General features: G+C 29.5%; 21 protein-coding genes and 1 riboswitch. Of the genes, 13 read left to right on the forward strand and 8 right to left on the reverse strand.

What is annotated here, in order from left to right; translation table 11 throughout:
- Positions 1-100 precede the first annotated feature (100 nt).
- The 4 genes from dnaA to gyrB all read left to right on the forward strand — a co-directional run bounded on the left by dnaA (position 101) and on the right by gyrB (position 6,472).
- Positions 101-1,540 (forward strand): chromosomal replication initiator protein DnaA, encoded by a 1,440-nt coding sequence (dnaA, locus tag ABXT66_RS00005; RefSeq protein WP_443643618.1) that lies wholly within the window; start codon positions 101-103, stop codon positions 1,538-1,540.
- 121 nt (positions 1,541-1,661) lie between these two features.
- The gene (gene dnaN, locus ABXT66_RS00010; protein ID WP_443643619.1) at positions 1,662-2,771 is read left to right on the forward strand and encodes a DNA polymerase III subunit beta; all 1,110 of its coding nucleotides are present in this window, start codon (positions 1,662-1,664) and stop codon (positions 2,769-2,771) included.
- 36 nt (positions 2,772-2,807) lie between these two features.
- On the forward strand, positions 2,808-4,049 hold the full coding sequence (recF, locus tag ABXT66_RS00015; RefSeq protein WP_443643620.1) for a DNA replication/repair protein RecF: 1,242 nt from the start codon (positions 2,808-2,810) through the stop codon (positions 4,047-4,049).
- Positions 4,031-6,472 (forward strand): DNA topoisomerase (ATP-hydrolyzing) subunit B, encoded by a 2,442-nt coding sequence (gene gyrB, locus ABXT66_RS00020; RefSeq protein ID WP_443643621.1) that lies wholly within the window; start codon positions 4,031-4,033, stop codon positions 6,470-6,472. The genes recF and gyrB overlap by 19 nt, the downstream gene beginning before the upstream one ends.
- On the opposite strand, the gene ABXT66_RS00025 is transcribed toward gyrB, so the two are convergent.
- Both ABXT66_RS00025 and ABXT66_RS00030 read right to left on the reverse strand, forming a co-directional pair.
- Positions 6,469-7,701 (reverse strand): D-amino acid dehydrogenase, encoded by a 1,233-nt coding sequence (locus ABXT66_RS00025; protein ID WP_443643622.1) that lies wholly within the window; start codon positions 7,699-7,701, stop codon positions 6,469-6,471. The two genes, gyrB and ABXT66_RS00025, sit on opposite strands and share 4 nt — an antisense overlap.
- Positions 7,702-7,823: 122 nt before the next feature.
- Positions 7,824-7,908, reverse strand: a riboswitch (glycine riboswitch).
- Between the two features lie 52 nt (positions 7,909-7,960).
- The gene (locus ABXT66_RS00030) at positions 7,961-8,755 is read right to left on the reverse strand and encodes a DMT family transporter (RefSeq protein WP_443644741.1); all 795 of its coding nucleotides are present in this window, start codon (positions 8,753-8,755) and stop codon (positions 7,961-7,963) included.
- Between ABXT66_RS00030 and ABXT66_RS00035 the strand changes: the two genes are divergently transcribed.
- A complete protein-coding gene (locus ABXT66_RS00035; protein WP_443643623.1) occupies positions 8,676-8,843 on the forward strand; it encodes a hypothetical protein in 168 nt (55 codons plus the stop codon). The two genes, ABXT66_RS00030 and ABXT66_RS00035, sit on opposite strands and share 80 nt — an antisense overlap.
- Before the next feature lie 16 nt (positions 8,844-8,859).
- Here ABXT66_RS00035 and ABXT66_RS00040 read toward each other — a convergent pair whose 3' ends face one another.
- Together ABXT66_RS00040 and ABXT66_RS00045 are read right to left on the reverse strand one after the other, a co-directional pair.
- The gene (locus ABXT66_RS00040; RefSeq protein ID WP_443643624.1) at positions 8,860-9,255 is read right to left on the reverse strand and encodes a rhodanese-like domain-containing protein; all 396 of its coding nucleotides are present in this window, start codon (positions 9,253-9,255) and stop codon (positions 8,860-8,862) included.
- 41 nt (positions 9,256-9,296) lie between these two features.
- A complete protein-coding gene (locus ABXT66_RS00045; RefSeq protein ID WP_443643625.1) occupies positions 9,297-10,241 on the reverse strand; it encodes an NAD(P)-binding protein in 945 nt (314 codons plus the stop codon).
- A gap of 45 nt (positions 10,242-10,286) precedes the next feature.
- Between ABXT66_RS00045 and ABXT66_RS00050 the strand changes: the two genes are divergently transcribed.
- The 4 genes from ABXT66_RS00050 to ABXT66_RS00065 are packed head-to-tail and all read left to right on the forward strand — an operon-like array spanning position 10,287 to position 13,229.
- Positions 10,287-11,282 (forward strand): HAD-IIA family hydrolase, encoded by a 996-nt coding sequence (locus ABXT66_RS00050; protein ID WP_443643626.1) that lies wholly within the window; start codon positions 10,287-10,289, stop codon positions 11,280-11,282.
- A 10-nt stretch (positions 11,283-11,292) separates the two neighbouring features.
- The gene (locus tag ABXT66_RS00055; RefSeq protein WP_443643627.1) at positions 11,293-12,096 is read left to right on the forward strand and encodes an ATP-binding cassette domain-containing protein; all 804 of its coding nucleotides are present in this window, start codon (positions 11,293-11,295) and stop codon (positions 12,094-12,096) included.
- Positions 12,086-12,859 (forward strand): SDR family NAD(P)-dependent oxidoreductase, encoded by a 774-nt coding sequence (locus ABXT66_RS00060; protein ID WP_443643628.1) that lies wholly within the window; start codon positions 12,086-12,088, stop codon positions 12,857-12,859. The genes ABXT66_RS00055 and ABXT66_RS00060 overlap by 11 nt, the downstream gene beginning before the upstream one ends.
- Before the next feature lie 13 nt (positions 12,860-12,872).
- Positions 12,873-13,229, forward strand: coding sequence for a dihydroneopterin aldolase (locus ABXT66_RS00065; protein ID WP_443643629.1), 357 nt, complete (start codon positions 12,873-12,875; stop codon positions 13,227-13,229).
- On the opposite strand, the gene gloB is transcribed toward ABXT66_RS00065, so the two are convergent.
- Positions 13,226-13,990 (reverse strand): hydroxyacylglutathione hydrolase, encoded by a 765-nt coding sequence (gloB, locus tag ABXT66_RS00070; protein ID WP_443643630.1) that lies wholly within the window; start codon positions 13,988-13,990, stop codon positions 13,226-13,228. The genes ABXT66_RS00065 and gloB overlap by 4 nt on opposite strands.
- A gap of 129 nt (positions 13,991-14,119) precedes the next feature.
- Here gloB and ABXT66_RS00075 point away from each other — a divergent pair, with 129 nt between their 5' ends.
- Genes ABXT66_RS00075 through ABXT66_RS00085 form a run of 3 tightly spaced genes read left to right on the forward strand, consistent with a single transcriptional unit; the run spans position 14,120 to position 16,630 of the window.
- A complete protein-coding gene (locus tag ABXT66_RS00075) occupies positions 14,120-14,653 on the forward strand; it encodes a chorismate mutase (protein ID WP_443643631.1) in 534 nt (177 codons plus the stop codon).
- Between the two features lie 11 nt (positions 14,654-14,664).
- The gene (locus ABXT66_RS00080; protein ID WP_443643632.1) at positions 14,665-15,768 is read left to right on the forward strand and encodes a pyridoxal phosphate-dependent aminotransferase; all 1,104 of its coding nucleotides are present in this window, start codon (positions 14,665-14,667) and stop codon (positions 15,766-15,768) included.
- Entirely contained in the window at positions 15,752-16,630 is an 879-nt protein-coding gene (locus tag ABXT66_RS00085; protein WP_443643633.1) for a prephenate dehydrogenase/arogenate dehydrogenase family protein, read from the forward strand. Before ABXT66_RS00080 ends, ABXT66_RS00085 begins: the two co-directional genes overlap by 17 nt.
- Before the next feature lie 7 nt (positions 16,631-16,637).
- Here the strand turns inward: ABXT66_RS00085 and ABXT66_RS00090 are convergent, their stop codons facing one another.
- Positions 16,638-17,252 carry a YdcF family protein gene (locus tag ABXT66_RS00090; protein ID WP_443643634.1) on the reverse strand — a complete coding sequence of 205 codons (615 nt, stop codon included), beginning with the start codon at positions 17,250-17,252 and terminating at the stop codon, positions 16,638-16,640.
- A gap of 100 nt (positions 17,253-17,352) precedes the next feature.
- On the opposite strand from ABXT66_RS00090, the gene ABXT66_RS00095 reads away from it, so the two are divergent.
- Positions 17,353-18,225 carry a zinc-ribbon domain-containing protein gene (locus ABXT66_RS00095; RefSeq protein WP_443643635.1) on the forward strand — a complete coding sequence of 291 codons (873 nt, stop codon included), beginning with the start codon at positions 17,353-17,355 and terminating at the stop codon, positions 18,223-18,225.
- A 2-nt stretch (positions 18,226-18,227) separates the two neighbouring features.
- Here ABXT66_RS00095 and lysA read toward each other — a convergent pair whose 3' ends face one another.
- Both lysA and argH read right to left on the reverse strand, forming a co-directional pair.
- Positions 18,228-19,490 (reverse strand): diaminopimelate decarboxylase, encoded by a 1,263-nt coding sequence (lysA, locus tag ABXT66_RS00100; RefSeq protein WP_443643636.1) that lies wholly within the window; start codon positions 19,488-19,490, stop codon positions 18,228-18,230.
- Positions 19,491-19,617: 127 nt separating this feature from the next.
- Entirely contained in the window at positions 19,618-21,051 is a 1,434-nt protein-coding gene (gene argH / locus ABXT66_RS00105; RefSeq protein WP_443644742.1) for an argininosuccinate lyase, read from the reverse strand.
- Between the last annotated feature and the right edge of the window lie 6 nt (positions 21,052-21,057).

Raw genomic sequence — 21,057 nt, forward strand, 5'->3', positions numbered from 1 at the left:
TTTAAATTTATTATTTCCCATTTCATTGCGGATACTTTTTATAGCTATATTATGAATATCTAATTTAATGATTGTTTAATTTTTTGAAGAGATTTTTTCAATGACAAAAAATATTTTTAATCAAGGCTTAATTAATGAGAACAAAAATGCCTCCTTTGAAAATGTAGTCTCCAATCAAGAAACAGAAAAACAAAATTGGGAAATTACAAAGTCACAAATTTCAAAAATTGTAAAAGAAATTGTCTGGAAAGCCTGGATAGAACCTATTCAGTTCTTAGAATATAAAAATAAAATATTATATCTTTCTGTTAGTTCTGCATTGATATCAAGCAGAGCAGAGACGCAATATTATGAAACAATTTTTTTTGAGGCAAATAAATTTTTTGATAATTTAAAAGAAATTAAATTTGTAAAGATCAATTCAATAAAGGAAAAAAATTTACCAGTAGAACAAAATTATATTGATAAGAATATTAGTATCAAAACTAAAACTATTATGCCTTTTATAGACAGTATTTCAATCAAATTAAATTCAAAACTTACTTTTGAGAATTTTGTTGTTGGTAATTCAAACCAAATGCCTTTTGCCGCTTCAAAAAGAATGACGCAAAACCAATTCTCCTCTTACAATCCTCTTTACATACATGGAAATGTTGGAATGGGTAAGACACATTTATTGAATGCTATTGCAATAGAATTAAACCAAAAACATCCTAATCTTAAAACTGTTTTTATGTCTGCAGAGCGCTTTATGTATCAATTTATAAGAGCTATAAGATCAAAAGATACAATTAAATTTAAAGATCAGTTCAGGTCTCTTGATGTTTTAATTATTGACGACATTCAGTTTATTGGTGGAAAAGAATCTACTCAGGAAGAGTTTTTTTATACTTTTAATGATCTTATTAATCAGGGTAAACAAATAATAATTTCTTCTAATAAGTCGCCGTTTGAATTACTTGATCTGGATGAAAAATTAAAATCAAGATTAGGTGGTGGACTTGTTGTTGATTTTCTTCCAACTAACTTTGAATTAAGAATGAATATTTTAAATAAAAAAGTTAATCAACTTAAAATAGATATTCCAAATGAGGTTTTAGAATTTTTAGCAAAACAAATTTCTAATAATATTAGAGAGTTGGAAGGAGCCCTTAATAGAATATGCGCAAATTATGAGTTAACTGGAAGAGAAATTTGTTTAGAAAACTCAAAAGAATTATTATCAGATTTACTTAATGTTAATGAAAAAACAATCTCTATTAACTTTATTCAAGAACAAGTTGCGTCATATTTTGACTTGAAACTGTCTGACATGACTTCTTCTAGAAGATCAATTAGCATTGCTAGACCTAGACAAATGGCCATGTATCTTTGTAAAGATATGACTAGCTGTTCTTATCCAGAAATAGGCAAGGCATTTGGAGGTAAAGACCATACTACAGTTATTCATGCAGTTAAAAAAATTGTTGCCTTATCAACACAAGACCTTATTTTACAAAAAAAACTCAAATCTCTCAAAAAATTAATCATTTCTTCTTAAACGGAAGCATAATTTTTGTTTAAAATCCACTTATGTAATTACTTGCTGAAACAACCCTTAACATGCTATGTTAATCTTTGATTAAGCATTAGGTTTTTTAGAAAATAGCTGAGGTTAAAATATGGATTTTACTATAGAAAGAAACACTCTACTTAAACCACTTGGACATATTTATTCTATTGTAGAAAGAAGAAATACAATACCAATTTTATCTAATGTATTAATAGAAACAAATTCTTCAAAAGTGTCATTTACAGCTACTGATATGGATATGGATATTGTAGAAACAGCAAGATGTATAGTATCTACTCAGGGTAAAGTTACAGTTTCTGCTCATACTCTATACGATATTGTTAGAAAATTAACAGACGGATCTGAAATAAGTATAAAATTGACTGATACAAACTTAGAAGTTTCTGCAGGTAAATCTAAATTTATTCTTCCTACTTTGCCAGTTGATGATTATCCAATAATGTCAGAGATAGAAAACGTGAGTAAGTTTTTCATACAATCAGTTGATCTTGCAAGCTTGATTGATAATACTAAATTTGCTATTTCACTTGAGGAAACGCGATATTATTTAAATGGTATATTCTTTCACGTACCTGACGCAAATAAAGACAAGTTGAGAGCAGTTGCTACTGATGGTCATCGTTTAGCTCAAGCCGAGATTCCATTGCCAAATGGTGCTGAAAATATTCCTAGTATAATACTACCTAGAAAAGCTGTTGGTGAAATAAGAAAATTAACAGATCTTACAGATGGTTCCGTTGAAATAATTATTTCTGACACTAAGGTTAAATTTATTTTCCCCAATACAATTTTAACCACAAAATTAATTGATGGTACATTTCCTGATTATCAAAGGGTAATTCCTAAGGAAAACTTAAATAAGTTAATGGTTTCTAAATCTGAATTTTCAAAAGCAATTGATAGAGTGTCAACTGTGTCTATAGAAAAATCAAGAGCTGTTAAGTTGTCTTTAATTAATAATTTATTATCTCTAAATGTGAGTAGTCATGATTTAGGAAACGCTTCTGAAGAACTAGAAATTGATTACAATTATGATAATTTAGAAATAGGATTCAATGCAAAATATCTTTTAGATATAGCCGCTCAGATACAAGGTAAAGAAATAGAAATATTATTATCAGACTCTTCTTCACCTGCGTTGATTACGGATCCAGATCAAGATGGTGTTATTTTTGTTTTAATGCCGATGAGAGTCTAACTATAAGTTAGTATCCAATAAAATTCTAGGACAAAAATGAATAATAATATTTTAAGTTTAAAAAAAGATATTAATAATATTGGATATCATAATCATTTTTATCTTAAAAAGTTGAATTTAACTAATTTTAGAAATCATTCTAGTTTATCAATGAAAACTCCTGAATCTGCAATATTAATTTATGGAGAAAATGGTTGTGGTAAGACAAATATATTAGAAGCAATTTCATTGTTGAGCCAAGGTAAAGGAATAAGGAAGTCAAAAATAGAAGACTACTTTACCCAAAGTGTTTTTAATAATAATCCTCAAAAATATTGGGGTATCAATGCTGATATTGTAACTCCTGATGGTAATATAAATATAGGTACGGGTTTAAAAGAAAACTCTCAAAAAAAATCAAGAATTGTAAGAGTTAACTCAGAAAATTGTTCTCAGATAGAATTAGGAAAAATTTTAAAAATATCATGGATTACACCACAAATGTGTATTTTGTTTCAATCTGGTATGAGTGAAAGGAGACGTTTTCTTGATAGTTTAACTTCATCATTAGATACTCTTCATATAGGTAGGGTTTATAAGTATCAAAAACTTCTCAGACAAAGAAGTAACGTTATCTTACAATTTAACAGTGATCCTACTTGGTTAAACTCTATAGAAAATCAGATTTCAGAATTAGCAATTGCTATTATTGCAAGCAGGCTTGAGTTGGTTCAAGCTTTGAATAATTTATTTAATGAAGAATTTCAAAATAATGATTTAGTTGATACTTTTCCTCCAGCTGAAATAAAATTAAAAGGTCAGATTGAGGATTTGCTTCTTAAAAAATCAGCTTTGGAAGTTGAGGATTATGTTAAGGTTATTTTAAAAAAATCACGTTTTGATAATGATGCTCCCGTTTGTGGTCCTCATACTACTAAAATAGAGATAGTAAATAGAATAAATAATAAGTGTGTAGAAATCTCTTCAACAGGTGAGCAAAAGTTAATTTTAATTTCTATTATTTTGTCTCATGCTAGGATGTTAAATATTAAATATAACATGGCTCCTATTTTGTTATTGGATGATATAGTAGAGCATTTAGATGAGAAACATAAGACCGCATTATTTTTAGAGATATCAAGGCATTGTGCTCAATCTTGGTTTACGAGTACCAGTAAAGAAGCTTTTAAGGATTATCCTAAAAAAATTGATAAGATTTATCTTCCTAAAGTAACAGGTGATCTTAAAGGTTGTTATGATTATAAAATGGAGAACATTCAATGTCTGAGAAAGAGTTAGACGCAAATAATGAAGTATCAAATTATGATGCTGACTCAATTAAAGTTCTTAAAGGACTAGATGCTGTAAGAAAAAGACCTGGAATGTATATTGGAGATACAGACGACGGATCTGGTCTACATCACATGGTCTATGAGGTTTTGGATAATTCGATAGACGAGTCGTTGGCAGGTCATTGTGACTTAATTCAGGTGAAATTATTAAAAGATGGCTCTGTTACAGTCTCAGACAATGGAAGAGGTATTCCAGTAGATATTCATCCTGAAGAAGGTGTTTCTGCTGCAGAAGTAATTATGACGCAATTACACGCAGGAGGAAAATTTGATAATAATTCTTATAAAGTATCTGGTGGTCTTCATGGTGTAGGTATTTCTGTTGTAAATGCTTTATCTGAAGCCTTAAGTCTTACAATATATAGAAATAATAAGGTTTATAAAATAGCCTTCACAAATGGTGTAGCAAATGATCGTTTAAATATTGTAGGTGAAGACAATAAAAAAACAGGAACCGAAATTAATTTTAAACCTAGTGCGATTACTTTTACAAAATGTATTTTTGATTATTCAATATTAGAGAATCGTATTAGAGAATTAGCTTTTTTAAATAGTGGCGTTCACATAGATTTAATTGATCAGAGAGAAGAAGATGAAAAAAAAGTAACTTTTTTTTACGAAGGTGGATTAAAAGCTTATATTGAATATTTGAATAGATCAAGAAATGCAATACATGACGTCATAGCAACAACGCATGAAAAAGACGGCATTACTGTGGATATTTCAATGGAATGGACTGATGGCTACCATGAAACTACACTTTGTTTCACAAACAACATTCCACAAAGAGATGGCGGTACTCATTTAGCAGGTTTTAGAGCTGCATTAACAAGAGTAATTAATGGTTATTCTGTTAATTCTGGTATAGCCAAGAAAGAAAAATTACAATTATCCGGTGAAGACTGTAGGGAAGGGTTAACAACCGTATTGTCTTTAAAAATTCCTGATCCTAAATTTTCCAGCCAAACCAAGGATAAATTAGTATCTAGTGAAGTGAGGCCCGTAGTTGAACAATTAGTATCAGAGTCTTTAAATCAATGGTTTGATGAGCATCCCACAGAAGCTAAGAAAATAATTGCTAAAGCATATGAAGCTGCTAGTGCTCGTGAGGCAGCAAAAAGGGCTCGTGAATTAACCAGAAGAAAAGGTGTAATGGACATAGCTAGTCTTCCAGGTAAATTAGCAGACTGCCAGGAGAAAGATCCTTCTAAATCAGAAATATTTTTAGTTGAGGGAGACTCTGCAGGTGGCTCTGCTAAACAAGGTAGAGATAGATCTAATCAAGCCATTTTGCCGCTAAGAGGAAAGATCTTAAATGTAGAGCGCGCACGAATAGATAAAATGCTTTCTTCAGTTGAAATTGGCACATTAATTACAGCTATTGGAGCAGGTGTTGGTAATTCTGAGATTGATTTGGAAAAAGCTAGATATCACAAAATAATTATTATGACAGACGCTGATGTTGATGGTAGCCACATAAGAACTTTGCTATTAACTTTTTTCTTTCGACATATGAGACCTCTAGTAGATGCTGGTTATTTATATATCGCCCAACCACCCCTATTCAGAGCTAAGCATGGTCAATCTGAAGTATATTTGAAAGATCAATCAGCTCTTGACAATTATTTAATCAATTCAGGAATTAAAGACGTTTCGTTATCAATAGGAAATAACCAAACAATTTTAGGCCAAGATTTAAAAAATTCGGTTGAGAAGTCAATACAAGCAAAAAGAATTATTGATAAAATTGGAAAAGTATTAGGCTTCCCAGATATTATTTCGCAAATAGCTATTTTAGGCCTTTTTAATATTGATTTACTTAATAATGAAAATCATCTCTTAACAATAACAGAAAGATTAAATAATTTATTAAGTGAAGATTCAACTCGTTGGAATGCAAAATATAATTATGCTAAAGAAAATGATAATAAAAAATCAATTGAAATATATAGGATTAATAGAGGTGTAAAAGATATTCTCATTTTAACCGAGGATGATCTTACTTCAGATGAAGCAAAAGTTTTGAATAGCATGAAAGATTTTCTCAATGATCATTTTGCAAATAAATGCGTTTTTACAATTAATGAAAAAAACTATGATCTAAATGGCCCTATTGATTTAGCTCAAAAAATTACAGACAATGGAAAAAAAGGGTCTCAAGTAAATAGATATAAGGGTTTAGGAGAAATGAATCCAGTTCAATTATGGGAAACTACACTTGACCCTAATGCAAGATTTTTACTTCAAGTAAAAGTTGAAAATGAGGGAGATGCAGAAGAAACATTTTCTACATTGATGGGTGAAACTGTTGAACACAGAAGAAATTTTATACAAGATAATGCTTTAAAAGTTAGTAATTTAGATGTTTAATGTTCAAAATTATCTTGTCTCAAAATATGATCTGAAATTTGCTGAGAAGTAAAAGCACTTAAGGTCCATCCAAGGTGTCCGTGTCCGGTGTTATAATAAATACCTGGTAATTTACCACTTCCAACACGTGGGACCATGCTTGGTGTCATTGGCCTTAATCCTGCCCATGGAATGGCATGTTCAGTAGAGACTTTAGGAAAAAGTTCGTTACACCATTTTATTAGAGGGTTTATTCTGTCAGCCCTTATATCTTTATTATATCCATTAAATTCAGCTGTGCCTGCAACTCTAAATCTATTTTTTCCTAATCTACTAGAGACTATCTTAGCTTTATCGTCTAATAAAGAGACATATGGTGCATGATCAACACTGTCTCTATCTTCTAATAATAATGTAATTGAATATCCTTTAACAGGATAAATATTTACATTATCACCTAAATCATTAGCAAGAAATTTACTATTCACACCTGCACATATTACAATTGCATCATAATTTTGTTTATGTTTGTTATCAGACTGCGTAAAAGATATAATAGGTTGTTTTTTATTGTGATTAATTTTTTTAACTTCTGTTTCATAATAAAATGTAACCCCCTTATTCATACAAGCTTGTGCAAGGAGCATAGTAAATTTATGTATATCACCTGACATATCGCTATCTGTATAAAAGCCACCTACAAAATTTTTTAAATTTAAAGAAGGTTCTATTGATATCATTTCATCAATTGAGACTTCTTTTCGGCTTAATCCAGCTTCATTAAGCCATTTATTAACTTTCCTACCATGAATCAAAGAAATTTCATTATCACATAAATGAAGAATTCCCTTTTCCTCAAGATCAAGCTTAATATTTTCTTTATTTAAAATTCTTTTAAATTCATCTCTACTTTCTATAGCCATTTTGGCAGTTAAAATTGTATTTTTTTTGTGATTTGGAATATTACTCATAAAACTAATTAACCAACGCGCTTTATGAAAATTCATTTTGGGACTAAATAATAGAGGAGCGTCTTTTTTTAGCATCCACTGGATACCTTTACCTATTGTAGACCAACTATTCCAAACTTCAGCATTGCAAGCAGATAACTGACCTCCATTTGCAAAGCTAGTTTCCATTGCGGCATAGCGATTTTTATCAAACACAGAGACATTATAGCCCCTTTCTAGAAGTTGGTATGCTGTTGTTATACCAGTAATTCCAGCTCCAATAATTGCGATATTCTTCATAATTAACTCCGTAACAAACTTTTGCAAAATGCAAGTAACCCCATCTGTCACGGAACCTGAAAGATTGACCAAATATGGCTTACCCCTTCGGTGGATGTATAAAACATCACTCTCCAGATTATCAACTTTTTATGTTCCATTTGCCTGAGAGTTTCCGGGGTGGTTGCTCCTTCGGCGGTTTTTCAAACACTCTCACATAAAAAGGCTTTGATAAATAACATTATCAATTACAAATAAAAAATACAACTTAATTAACTTTTTAACTCTTACTTTGATATTTGGTAACTATAAAAACACCAATAGATGAAATAAATAATCCTAAAAAATCTAAGTAAGAAAATTGTTCATCTAGAATAAAATACGCCATTATAGCTGAAATAGGCGGTATTAAAAAAAACAATGTTGAAGTTTGATTTGCTTTGTTACGTTCTAAAAGCCACATTAAAATTAAAAATGCACCCAATGAAATAGCAAATATTTGCCACGACATTGCTATAAAAAAACTATCAGAAAAATTAATAAAGTAATTTTCAAAGCAAAGAGCTAAAAAAAGATGAAAAATCGAAGCACTTAATGCTTGTATAAAGTTATTTGCAGATAAAGGAAGTTCGTCAATGATCCTTTTTTGCCATATAATACCTAGTGAAGAAGAAATTAGTCCAACTAAACCAGCCGTAAATGCTAGTAAGGTTAAGCCTTGAGATAGATCAGATAAAATAATTATAAATGCTCCACAAAACCCCAGAAAAATTCCTAACCATTGGAATAAAGATAGTTGTTCATTCAAGTAAATTTTTGCAAGTATTGAAGTTAAAATAGGTTGGAGTGATACAATTAGTGCTATTAGACTGGCAGAAATACCCTTAGATAACGCATAAAAAACACCACCTAGATATAATCCATGAAATAATAAACCACTAATAGACGCTTCAAAAAAAGCCTTGATAGAAATTTTTTTATATTTTGAAAAGCATATGAAAAATATAAAAAATATAAATGCAACTATAATAAACCTTAGGGAAAGGGATATAAAAGGGCTAGCATTATCAATAATAATTTTACTGGTAATAAAAGCAGATGACCATAATATAGCAAAAGTTAGGGGTATTAAATTAAAAATGAAAATTACTCACTATTTATAATGGTTGTTTTGTAATATTATATTGGTTCTTGTATAGGGCCTTTTAATTCTAACCATTTACTATAACCACCTAAAAGATGAGCTGTATTGAGGAGCCCTATATTGTTGGCTGTTTGAGTGGCGAGTGCAGATCGCCAATCAGATGCACAATAGAAAATAAATCGTAAATCATCATTAAAAAAAGTTTTGTGGTAGGGACTTTTAGGGTCTATCCAAAATTCTAACATGCATCTTGGTACATGTTTGGCTCCTAAAATACGTCCAGATTTTTGGATTTCTCTAATATCTCTTATATCAATAAACAAATTAGTTTTATCATCATGTAATTTTAATGCATCACTAACATTTATGTTATTAATTTCTTTTTTAGCGTTGTCAACAAGCTCAAGAACTGAGGTTTTAAGATTTATCATATTATTACTCTTCCTTAATATATAAATAATAATTTAATTAATTAACCAAGTCTATTGAATACTAACTCAGCAGCTTTTTCTCCTGATATAAAAGCTGACTCAACATTGGGCCCTTCCATAAAATCACCTGCAATTGCAATTGGAAATTCAGGGTCAATTTGTTTGCCAACCACAATTTGTTTTATTTTGGCATATTTCCAAACATGTAAACTAGAAAAATTAATATTAGGCCTATTCATGAAGACAGATAAAAACTCTTCAATTGAAGATAAAATTTCATTTTTAATTAGTAATTTGTTGGTATTCAAGTTTAGGTTTGAATATGATCCCTTAGTATGAGCGGTCCAATATCTTTTGTTATTACTTGCTGCCATCCAACTTAAAATACTAGGGTTATTATAAAATTCAAAATAATCAGGTATTTTTAAAGGATGTTCATCAAAATAAAACATGAGCGCCATACATGCATCATAAGAGGCTGTTTTCAATGATTGTTTCAAAACAGGAAAGTTATTCATTAGTTCTAAATTTTGAGGAGCTGGTATAGTAGATATAACAGCGTCAAAAACATTCCAAGATTTGCTTTTTTCATCTAGCGCACTTATTTTTTTATTTATTTTTTTTAATCCAGTAATCTTGAAGTTTTGTTGTATATTTATATCTTTAGAAATATTAGTTAAAAAATTTCTCATAGTAGGAAATCCTCTAAACCTTGGAGGAGAAAAGTCTCCAAATTTCTTGATATAGTGTTCTTTAATACCAAGATTTATTATTTTTTTGAAATTATTATTTTTGGCTGTGAAAAATTGTGCGCCATGAAAAAAATAATATGTATTTTTCCCTACCTTCTCTTCTCTTGTTCCTATTCTGCCCCCTATAAAGTTTCCTTTATCTACTATAGTTGATTCCAAGCCATAAGATTTTAGCTTTAATGATGCTGCAATTCCTGCTATTCCTGATCCAATGATAAGAATTTTTTTTGACATTTAATACCTTTCGTAAAATTAACTTTTTTAGGATTAATCATTAATATGGATAACTACCTTGTAAAACCAGAATTTATATTAGAAAAATTTCAATTTAAAGAAAGTTTTAAGATTCCATCTATTAAAGATATAAATGCAGAAAGCGTTGTTGATCTTTATGAGAATATGCGCCCATTTTTTCCTTATTTTCAAGATAACAGCCAAACAACAATTGCTGCTCCTAAGTTAGAAGATATTTTAGATAATTTTGATGCATTGCTACTTGATGCTTTTGGTGTTTTAAATTCAGGTTCTGCTTTGGTTCCTGGAATAATTGCTACACTAGATAAGGCTAGAGAAAAAGGTATTACACTCTTAGTGGTTACCAATGGTGCAAGTAACAACAGTTTTATTAAAAGAGACCAGTTGTCTGCTCTAGGTTTAGAGTTTTCACAAGATGAGATAATTTCGAGTAGAGAAGCAGCGGAGATCTTTTTAACATATAACAAACCTAATGGTCCTCTAGGTGTAATGGGGAATATGGGCAACGATTTTATTATACCTGATTTAGATTGTGTTGAATTAGAACAAGATTTTTCTATATTTGAAGAGGTAAATTCATTTGTTTTGTTAGGCACGATTCAATGGGACACTGTATGGCAAGATATATTATGTGATTCTTTAAAAAATAATCCTAGGCCTTTGTTTGTAGCAAATCCAGATATAGTCGCACCTCATAAGAGTAACTTTAGCATTGAACCGGCCTATTTTGTATCACATCTAATTTCTAATGGTGTAAATCTTCCTTTCTGGTTAGGAAAACCTTTTCCAACTATCTATGAACTTGCAATGAATAGAATAACAGAGTTATCTGGAAGGCATATTCCTCTATCAAGGATTGGAATGGTTGGTGACACTCTTCATACTGATATATTAGGAGCTAATAGCTTTGGTATTAAATCAGTATTAATGACAAAACATGGCTTATTTAGAGATGAAAATGTTGCTAAAATGATTAAAAAGACTGGAATAATTCCCGACTTTATTATTGAAGGTCCTTAAATAGATGTCAATGAGTTGCAATAATGATTTATGTTTTGAAAAAATTTATTTCTCTTACAGTGATCATCATAATCAAAAAAAAATTTGTCAAAATTTAAACTTAAATATTAAAAATGGTATTTTTACGAGTATAATTGGTCCATCAGGATCTGGAAAAACATCTTTATTAAAAATGATAGCTGGCCTCATTGGTTATCAAAAAGGTCAAATAACATTCGAAAATAAAAAAATAAATAAAATTTTTCGTAAAATTACATTAGTTCAACAAAACGTTGCCCTTATGCCTTGGTTAAATGTTTATCAAAATATTGTTCTAGCGAAAAACAGCTATAGAACAAACTTTGAAACTGAGGCGATCAGAGTTATAAAAGATGTTGGTTTAGAAAGCTCTACAAATCTTTTTCCTTATCAATTGTCTGGTGGAATGTTACAAAGAGTTGCAATTGCAAGAGCTCTATTATTTAAGCCTAAATTATTGTTATTAGACGAACCATTTGCTGCTTTAGATAACCTAAGTAGAGAAATTATTTCTACAGAACTTATTTCAATTATAAAAAAGGAATTGGTTACTGTTGTCATGGTTACTCACTCTATTGAAGAGGCAGCTTTATTGAGTGATGAGGTTTTAGTTACCGGAAGAGCTCCAATAAATCTTATTAAAAGATACGTACAACCAAAATGTATAAAATCAGATTCATGGCAAAAATTAGGGCTTAGAAAATCACTAGAAGATAATACTTTTTTAAATTATTTAAAATTAATCAGAGACAGTTCATATGAAGTAATTGAAAAGGAATTAGATTGTGATACATGAAGATAAAACAATTTTAGTCACTGCTTCTGCTAAAAGATTAGGTAAATTTATAATAACAGATTTAGTTGAAGCTGGATGGTCAATTGCACTCCATTATAACAAATCAAAAAAATTAGCTGAAGAAACAGCAGAAGAATTAGTTAAAATAGGAGGTAAAGTAAATTTATATCAAGCTGATTTAGCAAAAAAATCAGGTATTGAAAAATTAATTAAAAACATTGAGGTAAATGAATCGTTATGGGTTGGATTAATAAATAACGCTGGTTATTTTAACTACGACAATAGCAATAATTTTAATTTTGATGATTTATATAATCACATGTCTGTTAATTTTACTGCTCCAGCAATACTTACTCAAGCTCTTGCAAATTACACAATAAAAATGCAAAAACAAAAAAAAAATACGCAAGGCTTTGTCATAAATATACTCGATGCTAAAATTTTTGGACTTAATCCAGATTATTATACTTATACATTATCTAAACAAGCAATGTATGGACTTACAAAAATGTCAGCACTTTCATATTCATCTTGTTTAAGAGTAAACGGTATAGCTCCTGGAATTACATTACTTGCACCTGGGCAGGACCAAAAAGCTTTTAAAAAATCTCATAAACAAAATCTACTTAAAGCATCTTCAACAGTTGAAGAAATTACAAGTACAATTCAACTTATAATAAAATCTAGATCAATGACAGGTCATGTAACTCTTCTCGACGGTGGAGCACATCTAGCTCCACCTAGAAAAGATGTTGGTTTATAATAGGACACACAATATGAAGATAAAAAAAAGAAAGATTTTTATTAATCACTTAGAGTTGATGGCATCAATTGGTGTTTATGAAGAAGAAAAAAAAAATAAACAAAAAATTATTATAAATTTAGAAATACTTATGACAAATGAAACAGAGCCAAAAGATGATAACTTAAAAGAAACACAAGATTATAGCCAGTTTAGAAAAGCTGCTAAGGATATTGTTGACAGCCAACATTTTCAATTACTTGAGGTGTTAACTAATAAGATACATTTAATCATTAACGAAAACAAATTTGTTGTTGGTTCTAGAGTAACAATTTGCAAACCAGATATTTTTAACGACTGTGAAGTTGCCTATGAGATATCAAATATTTAAAAATTGTCTTTCTGTAATCGAATTTCTTTGAACGATTCAACAACGCTAGTGGTTTGTAATTTGATGGAGTTAGTAAATTTTGTATCGTCAACTCTTAAGAATGGGTTGATTTTTTTCTCTTTTCCTAAGGAAAAAGGGATAGTAGGTTCTAAATTAGTTCTTTTCATATTTATTTCAGAAATAGCTGTTTGTAATAATTCATTATAAGGGTCAATATAACTTGAAAATTTAGCATTAGATTGTGTGTATTCATGCCCACAATAAGTCAAGGTTTCATCAGGTAAGTTTTTAAGTTTGAGTAGACTTGAGCACATTTGCTCCATAGACCCTTCAAAAACACGTCCACATCCTAGGTAGAATAATGTATCGCCTGAAAAAAGAATATTTTCATGGGGTATATAAAAACAAACATGACCTAGTGTATGTCCTGGAGTATGAATTACCTTAGTTTCTAACCCAGCAATGGAAATTACATCATTATCCGAAACAAAAACATCTATGTTAGAAATTTTTTCTTTTTCATAGATAGGAGCAATTAATTTAGATCCATAAATTTCTTTAAGTTGTCTATTTCCACCTGTATGATCATGATGGTGATGGGTATTGACTATTTCGTCTAAATGCCATCCCTTATCATTTAAAAATTTTTCTACGGGTTTTGATTCTCCAGGGTCAACTACAGCTGTTATATTTTTTTCTATATTACGTAATAAATAAATATAGTTATCTGATAGGGCACTTATAATATTTATTTCGATCATGTATATCTCTTTAAAAAGTAAAAAATTGCTTTAACTAATATTAAATTAAAACATTTGTTAAAAAAAATTAATCAAAAAGTTTATTTTATTTAATATAAGTATATATATGTTAGATCATAAGGGTTTAAAATGGATAATTTAGAATTAGAAAGTCTTCGAAATAAAATTGATGAAATTGATACTAGTTTGTGTCAAATGATTAAAGAAAGACAATCTTTAGCGTCAAAAATTATGAATGCCAAAAAAGGTGATTTCCCTTTTGATCCTGATAGAGAAGAAAAATTAATCAAAAAATTAGTAACTTTAGGATTAGATAAATTTTTAGTTGAAAAAGTTTGGCGTCAAATAATTTCAGCAAATTTATCTATACAAAAAGTATTGAAAATAGGTGTTGCGGGTAATGATGATGAGATTAAGTCAGCTTATTCAGCACATTTTGGAAATTATTTTGATACCACACACTTTTTAAGTGTAGTAAGTTTATTAGCATCTTTAGATAACAAGGATATAGAGATAGGTTTTATAGACAGCAAAAGCTTGAGTAAACTTAAAAAACATACCGATATCAAAGTTAATTTTGAGATTATAGCTAATGTCCCACTTTATAAAAGCACAAATCAAAAGAGCTATAATATAATTAAACTCAAAGATGATAAATCGTAGGATATTTTATGATGAGTATTTCTGCTAAAAGTAGTATTGAAAAATTAAAAACTTATAAACCAAATTTTGGTAAGAGTAAGCTTGACAACTTAATAAGACTCTCAGCCAATGAAGGGGCCCTAGGAACATCTTTGAAAGCTATTAAAGCTGTAAAATCTTTTTCTACAAATTTACATAGATATCCACCACAAGTAAGTGAAGATTTAATTAGAGCTATTGGAAAAAGGTATTCGCTTAACAAGGATAGAATTATATTAGGTAACGGTTCTGACGAATTAATATCTATTATTGCACAAGCTTTTTTAGATACTAAAGATGAAGCCATATATACGGAATATGGTTTTTTACAATTTCCTCAAGCTATAGCAGTAGCAGGAGCAAAAGGGGTTATAGCAAAAGATAATGGTTTAACCGCGAGCGTAGATAATATTTTATCAAAAATTAATAAAAAAACTAAAGTTATATTTTTGGCTAATGCAAACAACCCTACAGGTACATTTATACCCAAAGATGAAGTTATAAGATTACATAGCTCTATCCCACCAAATGTATTATTAGTTTATGATGCAGCGTATTCCGAGTTTATTAATCATCATGATTACATTGATGGTAGTAGTTTAGTTGAAAAAAATGAGAATGTAATTATGTTGAGAACATTTTCTAAATTGCATGGATTAGCGTCCCTACGTTTAGGTTGGGGCTATTGTTCTCAATATATAATCGATAATCTGATGAAAGTAAGAGGCCCCTTTAGTGTCAATACTCCAGCAATAATTGCGGGCATAGCTGCGGTTGAAGATATTGATTTTCAAAAAATGTCTGTTGCACACAACTTTGAATGGATGGCATGGTTTGAAAAACAATTAAAAATATTAAACTTAACTTTTGAAAAATCTTTAACAAATTTTCTATTAATAAAGTTTCCAAATGATATTAAATATAGCGCTCAAAGCGCTGAAGACTTTCTTGCAAAAAAAGGGATATTAGTAAGAGGCATGGCTGTTTATAATTTACCTAATTATTTACGAGTATCAATTGGAACTGAGAAAGAAAATATTACATTAATAAACGAATTGAAAAAATTTTTAGAAAAAGATAATGACAATAATATTTAACAAGGTTTCTATAATTGGTTTAGGTCTAATTGGCACCTCAATTTTACATGCTATAAAGGTTAAAGAAGATCAAAAGGTATTAACTTTTGCATATGATATTAATCCTGAACATAGATCAATAGTTTCTGAAATGAAAATAGCTACCTATGTTTGTGATGATATTAAAGAAACAGTTCAAGAGGCTGATTTAATAATCCTTGCTATCCCTGTTGGTTCTATGAAATCTGTTGCTAATTTAATTGCGCCACACTTAAAACCAGAAGCTTTAGTTACAGATACTGGATCAACCAAGCTTTCAGTTATTAAAGATGTTATGTCTTTTATTCCGACAAATAATTACTTTATTCCTTCACATCCTTTAGCGGGCACAGAATATTCTGGACCAAGGTCAGGCTTTAGTGCCTTGTTTGAAAATCGTTATTGGTTAATTGTTTTTGATAAAGAAACTAAACAAACTAAAGAATTAGCTCTTTTTTTTAAAAAACTAGGATCAATCGTTGAAACAGTAAATGTTGATTATCACGATAGAATCCTTGCTATTACATCGCATTTACCACACTTGATTGCATATACAATAGTTGGCACAGCTTCAGATTTAGAGTCTGACCTAAAGAATGATGTAATAAAATATTCTGCCTCAGGCTTTAGAGACTTCACTCGTATTGCTTCTTCAGACCCAATAATGTGGAGAGATATTTTTGTTAACAATTCAGAAGCTGTTCTTGAAATGCTCCAAAGATTTAATGAAGATCTTTCAGATTTACAAAAAGCTATAAGAAAAAAGGATGGAGAAAAATTACATTCTTTTTTTTCAAGAACAAAGTCTATTAGAGAAAGAATAATAGATGCTGGACAAAGTTAATAAAATATCAAATATTCATAACTTTTATTCTTAAGCTAGCGATAAGTAATTTTGAATACTCAAAAAATATTAAAGAAAACGTGTCTGAAGAATATAACCAGTTTTTAATATCATGATTTTTAGGAGTGATAGGATAAGTAAAAATTTTTTGATTTGGCATCCTGTTTTTAAATTCTAAAATAGCCCTTGGCATATGATAATTACTGGTAATTAGAATAATATTATCTATATCATTTTTTTTAGTCCATTTATAAGTTTCAGAAGCGTTTGAATAGGTATCTTTAGATATACTTTCAAGTTCTATGCAGCATTCAACCAATTTTAAATTAAAGTCTGAAGTAAGTATTTTTTTTAAAGTTGCTTTTGTGAATCCCTTGCCCGTTCCGCTGATAAGTATTTTGAAGTCAGTTTTAGTAAGCTTGTTAATATTATTTACAATTTTAAGGCCCTCTTTAATTCTATTTGAACCGCCTGTTAAAATTACTATATTTGAGTTAACAATATTTCTACTCTTTTCTAAGGATAAAATTTTTTCTTGAAAATTAAATAAACCAACAAAAAAATAACTTATAAATAGAATAAGAATTATAAAAAAAGAAGATTTATTTATAAATTTTACCATATTAACGTTCATAATTCTTTTACGTAAACATGTTGGCAAAAAAATGTATGTTAGTATACAATAATTATTAATTTATATTAACGTTTAGGAATTTTATATAATGTTTAAAACATGTAAATCATGTGGAACAACATTTGATTTGGATGAAAATATTCTTTCAAAAAATGTGCTTTGGTTAAAATGTAGCGTTTGTAATGAAAAATGGAGCTTGTCTGATAAACCGAGTGAAGATACAAAGAAAAAAAATGTTGATATAGACAACAAACTTAAGGCTGAGAAAAATAATTCTATTAATCAAACTGAAAAAGTAACAAGTGAATTAGCTTCAATAAAATCTGTTGTTGAAGATCAAACTAAAAAAATGTCTAAAAAAAATAATCCAATTTTAGACATAAAAAATAAATCCGTTGCAGAAATTTCTTCAGAATTGTCTGCGTCTAAGTTGAAATCGGAAGATGTAAAACAAGAAAAAAATGTCGACACAATAAAGAATAAAATTAAAAAGGATAAGAAGAAATTTAATTTCTTTCCTTTTGTTTTTATTTTTCTAATTTTGTTTTTTTCTTCATTATTATTTTTTCGTTCTGCTTTATTTAGTTATAGTTATTTTTATTTTCCTAAAAACACCGAAAAATATATAGTAAAAATTAACGACGTTTTGAGTAGTGTTCAATTACCTATTTTGGTAGAATTAGGACATATCAAAATGGTTGATTTTGTAGCTACTATTCAGCAAGAGACTGTTAAGTTTTCTGGAGTCATTAAAAATAATTCTTTAAGACCAATATTGACTCCAAGAATAAGAATTTTAGCTATAAGAGAAGATAGAAAAATCTTAATGGAAAAAATTATAGTTACAAACGAGAAGATAATAATGCCTTCTTCAACTATTGAGTTCAACGATTTTTCTAGAATTAATTCTAAAGAAGAAAATATAAGTGTGAAAGCAGTAATCTTAAAAAAGTTATTTTGAAATTAATTATAATTTACTACTTTTTCTTTTGAAATTAATTCTTTTACGGTTTCTGGCTCTCTAATTAAGTAATCCCTTTTGTCATATATAATAATTTCTTTTGCGTCAGCTCTTGTATTGTAATTAGATCTCATTACTGACGAATATGCTCCTGTGGTTCTTATAGCTAACAGTTCACTACTTTCGACTTTTTCAATTTCTCTATCTAGGGCAATATAATCACCGGTTTCGCAAATTGGTCCTACAATATCAGTAACAATGACAGAATTATTTTTTTTCAAAACAGGTTCAACTTTGTGGTATGCCTCATATAAGGTAGGCCTTATTAAGTTATTCATGGCCGCATCAACAATTATAAAGTTTTTGTCTTGTGTCTTCTTATTTCTAATTACTTTTGTGACTAGTATGCCTGCTTCAGCTATCAGGCTTCTTCCTGGTTCAAAATTAAGCTTATAGTTGGTGTCAGCAAAAACATCTAACAAAATCTTTTTATAAGAAGAAAAATCGGGGGTTTGATTATTCTCATAATTTATTCCAATTCCTCCACCTAGGTCTAGAGTTGGAACCTTATAACCTTTGCTAACCAAATCATCCGCCAAATTTTTAAGACTTAGATATGCTTGATAAAAAAAGTTAAAATCAAAAATTTGTGAACCAATATGAACTGCTAAACCTACGGGGGTTATATAATTAAGTTCATGTAATTTTTTATATATAGAATTTACACTTTTAAAATCAATTCCAAATTTTGTCTCTTTATCTCCTGTAGATATTTTTTTATGTGTGTTTGGAGCAATATTGGGATTAACTCGTAAACATATGTTTGCATTTAATTTTAACTTAGATGCAACCTTAAATATGTCGTCTAGTTCTTCTTCTGACTCAATATTAAATTGTAGAATATTATTTTTAAGTGCTATTTCAATTTCAGAGTTTTCTTTACCAACCCCAGAAAAAATAATTTTTTGAGGAGACATACCAGCCGCAACACATTTTTCAAATTCGCCTATAGAAACTATATCTGCACCGCTCCCTAATTTAGAAAAATAACTTATTATTGCAAGGGCATCATTTGCTTTCACAGCGTAATGAATATTTCCTTTAACAACAGAAATAGTTTCTACAAAAGTATTATATCGTTCTTCCATTAATTTACTGTCATAAATAAATAAAGGTGTACCGTATTTCTGAACTAAATCACTAATTGGTATACCTTGAACACAGAGCTCTTTTTTATTATTCCTATGAAAACCTAATGAATACATAACAATATTTAATTCTTAAGAATGATTTCAGATGGTTTAATTGGTTCGTCTTTTCTTCCACAAGCATATAAAAACATTGAAGAAAATAAGAAGGTAATCAAAATTAATATTTTATAGTTCATATGATTTAATCCTTTAAAAATCTTTTTTTAGCTTCTCTTGCAGCTTTTAGAACATTTTTTGGAGCAGTACCGCCGTATGAGTTTCTACTAGAAACAGAGTTTTGTATCTTTAAAACGTCTAGAATTTTATTATCTGCCTCAGGAATAATTTTTTGTATATCTTTTAACGATAAACTTTCTAAAGTACAATCTTTCTCCTCTGCTAATAACACTATTCGCCCAGTGAGATGATGAGCGTCTCTAAAAGGTATATCTAAATTTATAACTAAATAGTCAGCTAAATCAGTTGCAGTTGGAAAGCCCTTTTGAAGAGCTTCAATCATATTATTAGGAATAGGTTGCAAGCCTTTAATCATTCCATCCATATTTACGATACACATTTGTATAGTCCTAGCTGTATCGAAAATTGGTTCTTTGTCTTCTTGCATATCTTTTCCATATGTCATTGGCAGCCCTTTTAGTACTGTCATTAGGCTTAGCATATTCCCAAATATTCTTCCTGGCTTAGCTCTAATCAACTCAGCAGCATCAGGATTTCTTTTTTGAGGCATAATACTTGAACCTGTTGTAAAACTCTCAGGTAATTTAATAAAATTAAATCTGTCAGAAGACCAAATAACTAACTCTTCGGCCAATCTAGATAAATGAATTGCAATCAAAGAGGCTGCTGACATAAATTCAACAGCAAAATCTCTATCTGAAACCCCATCCATAGAATTTTTGGTGGGTTTATCAAATCCTAATTTTTTTGAAACAAAATCACGATCAATTGGATAACTTGTTCCAGCCAAAGCTGCTGAACCTAAGGGTAATTCATTCAATCTTTTTCTACAATCAGTTAATCTACCTCTATCCCTACCAAGCATTTCAACGTAGGCGAGTAAGTGGTGTCCAAAGGTAACTGGTTGTGCAACCTGAAGATGTGTATAACCAGGCATTAACATGTCATAATACAGTTCTGATTTATCCATTAATGTTTTTTGAAGTAACTTCAGGTTTATTTCGATTTGGTCAATACTATCCCTAAGCCATAACTTTATATCTGTAGCTACTTGGTCGTTTCTAGATCTTCCAGTATGTAATTTTTTACCAGCATCGCCAATTAAATCAACTAATCTGTTTTCTATATTCATATGGATATCTTCTAACTTGATAGAAAAAGTAAAGTTATTATTAGATATTTCTGTCTTAATTTTGTTTAAACCTGTCTTTATTAATTTAAAATCTTTTTCAGATATAATTTTTTGTTTACACAGCATTTCTGCATGGACGATTGAAGCTTCAATATCTTGTTTGTATAGTTTTTTATCAAACTGAATAGATGAGTTAAACTCTTCCATTAATTTGTTAGAAGATGATGAAAATCTACCACCCCATATTTTGCTATTATTTTGTTCTTCAGAACTGTCTTTTTCATTTTTTAATCTATATTGAGTAATTAACAA

The organism is Candidatus Levibacter sp. Uisw_134_01 (genome assembly GCF_047717795.1).
Taxonomy (GTDB): Bacteria; Pseudomonadota; Alphaproteobacteria; order Puniceispirillales; family Marisalimonadaceae; genus Marisalimonas.